Below are 1,259 nucleotides of genomic sequence, written 5' to 3' on the forward strand. Positions count from 1 at the left end.
GCTCGCGCAGCACGTCGTCGCCCTCGGGCAGCGTCGGCCCGTTGGCGCCTTCGAGCACCATGCGGGCCTGGATGCGGTTGGCGCGGGCGGCGTCGATCTGGCCTTCCAGCGCGGCGGGGATGAGGATGTCGCAGTCCACGTCCCAGAAGCTTTCGGCGTCAACGGCCTCGCCGTCCGGGTGCGCGGCCACGCCGCCGCCGCCGGACTGCACGGCGCGCAGCTTGTCCAGATCGAAGCCCTTGGGGTTGACGCGCGTGCCGGTGTGGTCCTGCATGGCGACGACCTTGCAGCCCGCGGCCACGAACAGCTCGGCCGCCGTGCTGCCCACGTTGCCCAGGCCCTGCACGGCCACGCGCGCACCCTGCAGCGACAGCCCGATGCGCCGCGCGGCCTCGCGCCCGGTGACGAACACGCCGCGGCCCGTGGCCTTCACGCGGCCCAGCGAACCTCCCAGGTGAATCGGCTTGCCCGTGACCACGCCAGTCGCGGTGGAGCCGATGTTCATGGAGTAGGTGTCCATCATCCAGGCCATGACCTGGGCGTTGGTGTTTACGTCCGGCGCGGGGATGTCGCGCTGCGGGCCGATGATCAGGCCGATCTCGCTGGTGTAGCGCCGGGTCATGCGCTCCAGCTCCTTGATGGACAGCTGCGACGGATCGACGCGGATGCCGCCCTTGGCGCCGCCAAAGGGCAGGCCCACGGCCGCCGTCTTCACCGTCATCCACGCGGAAAGAGCCATCACCTCCTCCAGCGTCACGTCGGGGTGGAAGCGTATGCCGCCCTTGCCCGGGCCGCGGCTCAAGTTGTGCTGCACCCGGTAGCCCTCGAAATGGCGCACGCTGCCGTCGTCCATTTCGATGGGCACGTCCACGATCAGCGCGCGCTTGGGCCGCTTGAGCGTTTCGACCCACTTGGCCAGGTGGCCGATGTAGGGCACCACGCGGTCCACCTGCGAAAGGTAGGTGGCCCAGGGGCTGTGCGGCGCTGTGCCGACGAAGGACAAGGGAGTGGACACGTCGTTCATGGAGTCTCCTGGCTGAAATTTGAAAACCAAAGAAGCAGCACGGCCCGCGAGGGGCTCTTTTTCTCAAACGTCAAACGCATTCCGGGAGCAGGCGCCCCGCTCGTGGGGGCGCGACAGCGCGGACGCACGGGCGTGCGCCGGCCTGGCCGCGGGGCGCAAGAGGGCCCGCGGCATCGAGAGGTGGAGAGGGAGAACGCAGGGACGGCGCCGCGTGCCGCGCCGTCCGTGGCGCAGC

The 1,259-nt window shown here is 70.1% G+C and carries 1 protein-coding gene; it reads right to left on the reverse strand.

Translation table 11 applies throughout. The features are described 5' to 3' along the window. A partial coding sequence (locus ALA01S_RS31050; protein WP_218011565.1) for a Glu/Leu/Phe/Val family dehydrogenase occupies positions 1-1,024 on the reverse strand: 1,024 nt, incomplete at its 3' end. Positions 1,025-1,259: the final 235 nt, after the last annotated feature.

Origin of the sequence: Azohydromonas lata NBRC 102462 (assembly GCF_001571085.1) — a bacterium.
Taxonomy (GTDB): domain Bacteria; phylum Pseudomonadota; class Gammaproteobacteria; order Burkholderiales; family Burkholderiaceae_C; genus Azohydromonas; species Azohydromonas lata.